The following is a 7,213-nucleotide window of genomic DNA, read 5'->3' on the forward strand; positions in this document are numbered from 1 at the left end:
GATGCTTATAATATCGACATTATGCAGGTTGAACTTGAAGTAATGAAAAAAATGGAAAACTTTAATTATCCCCTGAAGATCCCAATGAAAATTATGCATATTATGACGGATAGGAGATCGTATAATCTGGCAAAACAAACAAAAAACCGAACTTTAAAATGGATGGAAGAAGGAATCCAAACTTCAATTTGTTATTTACTGCCTGAAAAAAAGCAAGGGATTGAATCACAAATTGTTGATTTTATGAAACAAAATGAAAGGATATTATAAAACAGCCTCTATAAATAAGATTCAAATGTTCAAGACAATATTAGTTATATTCGCAAGTTTCCATCATTCCACTATTAAACCAGGTATTTTCCTTCTGAGGGAAAATACCCAACTTACATAATCTAACAGGAAAGTAATTCGCTTATTGTACAAACTATTAATCTCTTTTCAGCAGCATGATTCAAAATAATAGGAAGTGCTTCAAGAGATGATTTTTTTGGATGCATAAGAATAATAGAGCCGTTCTTTAAATTAGGTACAATTCTGTTAATAATTTCATGGTGATCCTCGAGTTTCCAATCCAATGTATCTAAAGTCCAAAGAATAGTTTTCATTTTTTCCTTCGCAGCAGCTTCAATGACCCTTTGATCGAAATATCCATAGGGAGGAGTGAAAAAGGCTGGTTTTATTTTCAGATGTTGTTCAATTACATCATTCGTGCTTGTAATCTCATTTTTAATTTCTTCATCCGAAAGTGTGATCATATTCGGATGTGAATAGGCATGGTTTCCGATCTCATGTCCGGCAAGCTGTATCTTCAGTGCAGATTGGGGATTGTTATTGACCCATCTGCCCTCAAGGAAAAAAGTAAGCTTAATTTGATATTTCTTCAAAATCATTAATAAATCCTTTAAATATTCATTACCCCATGCAACATTGACCATAAAAGCAATTTTTCCCGAATTCAAATTACCATGATAAATAGGTATGTGTTCCACCCAATCTTGTCCTCTCTATATAATTTTAAATAAAATATGCCCCTCAATATAAAAATGATTGTATTTGTTACACGACTCTTTCATACTTTTTGATGTATTTAGTCAGAATCACTATACAACTCATGGGATTAAACATATTGTGGATTAGAATGTTTGATAAAACTTGTACCATTGAATGGGGACGATTTCTATGAAGGAGTTTAAGGAAATAGAAGCAGTGCTGCCCATAAAAACGAAAAAGAGTAAATACAATTATTACACCATCTGTCATGGTGAAACATTAAGTCATATTTCTAAAAAATTTTCAATACCTATTGAGCAGCTAAAAGAAGACAATCAATTAAAATCAAATTATTTATATGCAGGACAGCTAATAAAAATAAATCGAAAAGTTTTGACTGAGACAATATCCTTACCCTCGGTATTAATTTCAAATGGATTCACTAATAAAAATGAAATTTCATTGACCTTTGATGCAGGCGCAGGCGCTGAACATACAGGTGAAATATTAAACGTTTTAAAGAAACACCGTATTCAAACGACAATGTTTTTGACAGGAAAATGGGTCGAGCAATTTCCGAAACTTTCGAGACGTATAATCGAGGATGGACATGAAATTGCAAATCATTCATACAGTCATCCAGACTTTACAAAAATTCCATCTGATAAAATGACAGAAGAATTACAGAAAACTGAAGAGTGCTTCGTAAAGCTTCTCGGTACAAAAGGAATACCGTTATTCCGACCGCCATTTGGAGCATGGAATAAATCTGTTCTTGAAACAGCTGGAAAGAATCAATTTCCATATACTGTTTATTGGAGTATTGATACGATTGATTGGAAAGAAACGTCAAGTGATGAAATAGGAGAAAGAATCATGACAAAATCAACAGGAAATGACATCGTCCTTGCCCATTTAAATGGAAAATCCACGGCAAAAGCAATGGAAGTTGTAATACCAAAATTATTAAATAAAGGACTCCAAATTGTTAAAGTAAGTGAGATGTTAAAAGAAACCAGGTGAAAGTAGGTGATTTTATATGAGAATTTTATTTTTAGAAAGCGATCCGATGTGGATTTATGGCCTGCCAAACGGATTTTCGGACGCTGGGCATGAAGTGATGGTATCCGGTCCGCTAATGGACTGGAGTTTAGAAGAGATGATTACAAGCTTTAAACCTGACTTGATTTTTACGATGGGGCACACGAGAGAACATTCAAAAGAAAGGAGGTTATTAATAAAAAAGAATGTAGCCCACTTAGGAATTCCTCATATTTATTGGGCTACAGAAGACCCCGGATACACTCTCACTTTTTCACTTCCGCTAATTGAAACAATTCAACCCGATTTTATCTTTACCATTTGCCCTCATCGTGTCAATTTTTATAAAGAAAAAGGTTACAAAGCAGCTCATTTAGACTTTGGCTATCACTCAAAAGTACATTTTCCAACAGAAATAGATTCTAAATACGATGTCTCACTTGCATTGGTGGCAAATGGATACCCGATGCTTTATAAAAAAAACCCCCTAAATTACAGATTTGAAGCATTGAGAAATCTTTTAAGCCCTTTTATAATGGAAAATCTTCGAATTGATTTTTGGGGACGTTATTGGCACTTTATGGGCCATATTATTGGCAAGGAGATTCCTAAACATTGGAATCATGGTTTTTTACCATATATAGAGGCAAATAAAGTATACAGTTCCGCAGATATCCTTTTAGGTGTACAAAATATGGACTCACAAGTGACACAAAGGACATATGAAATATTAGGCTCAGGCGGGTTTCTGCTAACAAATGATACTTCTAAAATTCGAAGTCTTTTCACACCTGGTCAGGACCTTATTGTGACTTCCTCTCCCGAAGAAACAATTAAATTAGTAAAGCATTTTTTAGCCCATCCGGAGGAGCGTCTTGAAATAAAAAAGGCAGGCATTGAGGCAGTAAAGAAATATTCTTATTTAGAGCGAGCTAAGTATATTCTAGAAACAATTACGAAAGCAGGGCTTATTTCAAAGGAAAAGGCTGCCCCAAGTATAGGTAACTGGGTTTATTACCTTGACATTTTGCAAGCAAAATATGAAATTCATATCTTTAAGCCGAAGGAAAGCCTGCGGTCTATTTCGAAAAAATACAGAGTGAGTGTAAAACAAATTAAAAAAATGAATAAACTGGCAACAGATATTATTGATGTCAAGGATTATATAAAAATAAGAGAAAGGTAGAATATAAAGGTGGAAGATGAATGCGAATTCTTTTCATTGATAGCGGTAACCTCTGGCCACATACATTGCCAAAGGGATTTCATGCTAATGGACATGATGTAATGATTTCGGGCCCCATTACTAAGCAAAACTTGCCAAAAATATTGGCGGAATTCAATCCTGATCTTGCTGTTACAATAGGGTGGGGACCCGAGCATACATTTAGAAAACAAATTTTAATCAAGGAACAGATGACAACTAGAAATATCCCATTAATATACTGGGCAGTCGAGGATCCAGCCTATACAAAAAATTGGACGTTGCCATTAATCGAAAATATGAAGCCGGATTTCGTATTTACCATTTGCAGGGAAACATCATATGTTTATAAACAGCGAGGAATTCCATCTGCATTTTTAGATTTTGGGTTTGAAGAAACCATACATTTTCCGACCCGTAAATATCCGGAGTATAGTGCCAAAATTGCGGTAGTTGCTAATGCTTATCCAGATATATTATCGAAATATCCAGACCATTTTCGTCATGAATCAATTAAGCTTTTAATAAAGCCTCTTCTTAAAAATCAGTTTAGAATCGATTTTTGGGGCAATCATTGGGATCAAATGGGCTCATATTTAGGTTTTGACATACCAAACGATTGGATTCACGGGCATCTTTCTTATACAGAAACTAATAAATTATTTAGCTCTGCCGACATCATCATTGGCTTGCAAAATTACCCGAATTTAGTTACACAGCGCACATTTGAGATTCTTGGTTCCGGCGGATTTTTAATTACACAAGATACACAAGGAGTCAGAAGCAGGTTCAAACCTGGAATGGATCTTGTTGTATCATCGTCACCTAAAGATACTGTCGATAAAGTAACCTATTATCTCAAACATGCCGATGAACGAAAAATCATCAAAAAACAGGGACATAAAACTGTTCAACCTAATTCTTATAAAGCTCGAGTAAGACAAATGATTGATATTTTAGTGGAGGAAAAAATTGTTCATCCAAAGGTGAAGGCTAGTCGTGAGAAGCCTGAATTCATCTATTTTCAAGATTCGATTGATCAGCAATATGTAATGTATAAAGTGAAAACAGGTGATACGTTATTGAAAATCTCCCAAACCTACGGGGTATCAATTGAAGAACTTAAAAGTGTAAACTCACTTCCAGATCATTTAATATATGAAAATCAAATATTAAAGATTAAAAAGCAAGCGACAGACAAAAAGAAATAATTAGTCGTGCATTTGCATAGTATACACTGAGAATAAATAGGGAGGCTTTGTATGGACAGGGCAGTCATAATTGGGGCATTTCAATTTTTAGGTTTTCATTTTTGTCGGTCTTTGCTGGATCAAGGTTTCGAAGTGTTAGGTGTTCGATCAGAAAATGGAGAAAAAGATGCGTATCTTATTGAAAAGCGGATGGAAATTGGCCGCAACGCTAATTTTAAGGAAATAATTATGTCCGATTTGGTCTCTCAAGTGGAGATCCATGCACAAACCTTAATTCTTATTGATTACTATAGTTTTTCTGCAACTGAACAAAAGGTTTTATTCAATAAAGATAATATACTTGAAAGATTTCTAAAAAATAACAAACAGAAAATAGCTGAAACCGATACTAGAATCATCTCTCTTTTCCCAATACAATGGCTTCATCAAAAGGATAAAAATATCCAGCGCATTTTGGAAAATGAAATAATCAGTCACCGCATTTATCTCCCAACAATCTACGGACCTTGGCAGCCAAACTCCTTTTTATTTCAACAATCCTTAGAAAAATCATCAGATCCAGACCGGGAATTATCCATTCATGAATGTGAATGGATCCATGATACTTTGTACATTGCAGATATTCTGGATCCAATTTTAAAATTGGCTGAAACAAAATCTGCCGATGCTTGCACTTTGAAAAGCGATATTCCACACTATTGGAAAAAATGTGTTGACTTTCTTTCCATTCCTGCTGAAGTTCTAGAAATGATTACAATTAATTACCCATCAGAGCGGAATGAAATTAAGGTAAAGATCGTGAAGAACTGCACCCCTTATTCAGAGGGAATTGAAAATCAGAAAAGACATCTAAAGTTGATTGATGATGGCAGAATTTAATAGAATAGGAATAAAGTCTTTTCAAAACTTGGGTGCTAAGGGTAGAATGAAAATAGCTGGAAGTTTATTCTGGATTTTTTTTGTTTAGAAAAACGTTATGGCTATTTCGGAGAGGCGGAACAAAGGGAGATGCAAAAATTATTTGTACGATTTGGGATCCTTCTTTTAAGCCTTCTTTTATTGGCCTCGTGCGGACAAGCAATGTCCTCAGGTAAACTAAAGAAAGCGGGCTTATTAATCCCTGATACGATAAATGATCAAGTATGGGGAACAAAAGGCTATAAAGGAATGTTAAAGATTCAATCCCATCATAATATTGAGGTTTACTATAAAGAGGGTATGAGTTCTCAATTAGTTGTCGAACGTGCGGTGAAAGAATACGACCAAAAGGGAGTTAATATTATTTTTGGCCACGGCAATGAATATGCGGAATACTTTAATCAGATTTCACCTAGCTATCCCCATATTCATTTTGTCAGCTTTAACGGAGATGCTGAAAATACCAATACGACAAGTTTAAATTTCGAAGGATATGCAATGGGTTTTTTCGGTGGGATGCTTGCAGGTCATATGACAAAGACTAATGCAATAGGAATCATTGCAGCCTATGAGTGGCAGCCTGAAATTGAAGGCTTCTATGAAGGGGCAAATTATGAAAATCCTTATGTAGATGTCATGATTGAGTATGTAGGCAATTGGGATGATGATAGAAAAGCGATTGAACTATTAGATAAGGTAATGGCAAAAGGTGCCGATGTTATTTATCCAGCCGGGGATGGCTATAACGTTCCTGTCATCGAACAGATTAAAGAAAGGGGCCACTATGCAATCGGCTATATTTCTGATCAGTCAGATTTGGGTGAGTCCGCCGTTTTAACTAGCACGATCCAGCATGTGGACGTTCTATATGAAATAGTGGCAGATTTGTTTAACAAAGGGGAACTAAAATCAGGAAATCTGTCATTTGATTTTCAAGAGGATGTAATTACTCTTGGAAAGTTCAGCTCAGACGTGGACCAAGAATTTATTAATAAAATTAATACAGCCATTGCAGAGTATAGAGAAACTGGGGAACTGCCCAGTAAATAAAGAAAAGAGGGAGTTACATAATTCATGCAAACAACTGACAAAACGATGGAATTCATGCAAATTACCATGAAATATCTTCCAGAAGCAAAACTGCAATTAGAAGAGGCTGGAGTAGAATTATCCTTGGAAATGATCCAGCCATTCATGAGTCTTTTTACAAAGGTAATGAATGAGGCATATGATATGGGAAAAGCAGAAGCGTTAGCAGAGAATAAATAATTTAAACCGGTCTTCATAAGAGGACCGGTTTTATTATCCACTAACCTTTCTTTTTGAAGAACTGATCAATAAAAGGAGTGACCTGTCGATATAATGGTTTTAATTGCTTAGCAGAACTAACAAGAGTGTCTATATTGTCCATTAGTTCAAGGAAATTGATGTTATTAACAACATGATTGAGATGGTTTGATAGGGAACTATTGTTTGTACTCCCTTTAGGTGAAGGATGATGCCTTTCACCAAACATCAAACTATCAATACGACTATGACTATACCTTCTGTTTGAATTTTCATACTCCATTTCTTTAAATGTTTCATCAATGCCTATGTTCTCATTCGAGGGCTGCTCGATTGAACGGAACATTAATTGGTTAAGGCGATCTGTTTTTTTGAAATCTTGCTCTCTTTCCATTTCTGTATCCAACGGTTCTCCATCCCCTTTACAATTAAGCTTTTATATTAATTTATGTGAATGATTTATCAGTGTTTAGGCAATGGTGGATAAAAACTTATAAATAGTCTTTGATTAATCTTGAAATTTCACCTGTAAATTTGATAAAATTAGTACCAAGTCATAATA

Annotated in this window: 8 protein-coding genes and 1 pseudogene; 7 read left to right on the forward strand and 2 right to left on the reverse strand. The window is 35.0% G+C overall.

Annotated features, from left to right (window positions below; translation table 11 throughout):
* A pseudogene (locus tag V7149_RS08350) lies at positions 1–270 on the forward strand (hypothetical protein); the annotation flags it as partial.
* A gap of 122 nt (positions 271–392) precedes the next feature.
* Here V7149_RS08350 and V7149_RS08355 read toward each other — a convergent pair.
* Complete coding sequence (locus tag V7149_RS08355; RefSeq protein ID WP_335345188.1) at positions 393–989, reverse strand: polysaccharide deacetylase family protein; 597 nt, start codon at positions 987–989, stop codon at positions 393–395.
* 190 nt (positions 990–1,179) lie between these two features.
* On the opposite strand from V7149_RS08355, the gene V7149_RS08360 reads away from it, so the two are divergent.
* From V7149_RS08360 to V7149_RS08385, 6 genes are all read left to right on the forward strand, one after another.
* The gene (locus tag V7149_RS08360; protein WP_335345189.1) at positions 1,180–2,013 is read left to right on the forward strand and encodes a polysaccharide deacetylase family protein; all 834 of its coding nucleotides are present in this window, start codon (positions 1,180–1,182) and stop codon (positions 2,011–2,013) included.
* A gap of 16 nt (positions 2,014–2,029) precedes the next feature.
* The gene (locus tag V7149_RS08365; RefSeq protein ID WP_335345190.1) at positions 2,030–3,217 is read left to right on the forward strand and encodes a glycosyltransferase family protein; all 1,188 of its coding nucleotides are present in this window, start codon (positions 2,030–2,032) and stop codon (positions 3,215–3,217) included.
* A 20-nt stretch (positions 3,218–3,237) separates the two neighbouring features.
* A complete protein-coding gene (locus V7149_RS08370; RefSeq protein WP_335345191.1) occupies positions 3,238–4,446 on the forward strand; it encodes a glycosyltransferase family protein in 1,209 nt (402 codons plus the stop codon).
* Between the two features lie 51 nt (positions 4,447–4,497).
* Positions 4,498–5,325, forward strand: coding sequence for a hypothetical protein (locus V7149_RS08375; protein WP_335345192.1), 828 nt, complete (start codon positions 4,498–4,500; stop codon positions 5,323–5,325).
* A 129-nt stretch (positions 5,326–5,454) separates the two neighbouring features.
* The gene (locus V7149_RS08380; protein ID WP_335345193.1) at positions 5,455–6,414 is read left to right on the forward strand and encodes a BMP family ABC transporter substrate-binding protein; all 960 of its coding nucleotides are present in this window, start codon (positions 5,455–5,457) and stop codon (positions 6,412–6,414) included.
* 24 nt (positions 6,415–6,438) lie between these two features.
* A complete protein-coding gene (locus tag V7149_RS08385) occupies positions 6,439–6,633 on the forward strand; it encodes a ComZ family protein (protein WP_335345194.1) in 195 nt (64 codons plus the stop codon).
* A gap of 40 nt (positions 6,634–6,673) precedes the next feature.
* Here the strand turns inward: V7149_RS08385 and V7149_RS08390 are convergent, their stop codons facing one another.
* Positions 6,674–7,057, reverse strand: a complete 384-nt coding sequence (locus V7149_RS08390) for a hypothetical protein (protein ID WP_335345195.1) — start codon at positions 7,055–7,057, stop codon at positions 6,674–6,676.
* Positions 7,058–7,213 lie beyond the last annotated feature (156 nt).

Origin of the sequence: Bacillus sp. JJ1503, from assembly GCF_036965125.1 — a bacterium.
GTDB lineage: Bacteria > Bacillota > Bacilli > Bacillales > Cytobacillaceae > Cytobacillus.

Excerpts from the sequence above, each read along its gene's own strand:
- V7149_RS08360 (WP_335345189.1), top strand. The coding sequence starts at position 1,180 with ATGAAGGAGTTTAAGGAAATAGAAGCAGTGCTGCCCATAAAAACGAAA.
- V7149_RS08365 (WP_335345190.1), top strand. The coding sequence starts at position 2,030 with ATGAGAATTTTATTTTTAGAAAGCGATCCGATGTGGATTTATGGCCTG.
- V7149_RS08370 (WP_335345191.1), top strand. The coding sequence starts at position 3,238 with ATGCGAATTCTTTTCATTGATAGCGGTAACCTCTGGCCACATACATTG.
- V7149_RS08375 (WP_335345192.1), top strand. The coding sequence starts at position 4,498 with ATGGACAGGGCAGTCATAATTGGGGCATTTCAATTTTTAGGTTTTCAT.
- V7149_RS08380 (WP_335345193.1), top strand. The coding sequence starts at position 5,455 with ATGCAAAAATTATTTGTACGATTTGGGATCCTTCTTTTAAGCCTTCTT.
- V7149_RS08385 (WP_335345194.1), top strand. The coding sequence starts at position 6,439 with ATGCAAACAACTGACAAAACGATGGAATTCATGCAAATTACCATGAAA.